The following is a 310-nucleotide window of genomic DNA, read 5'->3' on the forward strand; positions in this document are numbered from 1 at the left end:
ACCACCCAGAATGGCAGCGCTATTGCGGGCGGCAATGGGGCGATTGGTGAGGATGACTATGATGCTCTCACCGGAACGGTGACCTTTGCACCGGGGAACACTCAGCAGTTGATCACCATCGCGGTCAATGGTGATGCCATCAATGAACCCACGGAAACCTTTACGCTGGTTCTCAGTAACCAGACTCCAGGAATCACCCTGGACGATACCCAAGCGACGGGGACAATTGGCAATGATGACAATCCACCGGCGATCGCTATTTCCAATGCTTCGGTGCTGGAGGGCGATCTCGGTGATACCGGCACGGCGG

The 310-nt window shown here is 56.5% G+C and carries 1 protein-coding gene; it reads left to right on the forward strand.

Annotated features, from left to right (window positions below):
• A partial coding sequence (locus JUJ53_RS25390; protein ID WP_204150076.1) for a Calx-beta domain-containing protein occupies positions 1–310 on the forward strand: 310 nt, incomplete at both ends.

It is taken from the genome of Leptolyngbya sp. CCY15150 (assembly GCF_016888135.1).
In the GTDB taxonomy this organism is placed as follows: Bacteria; Cyanobacteriota; Cyanobacteriia; order RECH01; family RECH01; genus RECH01.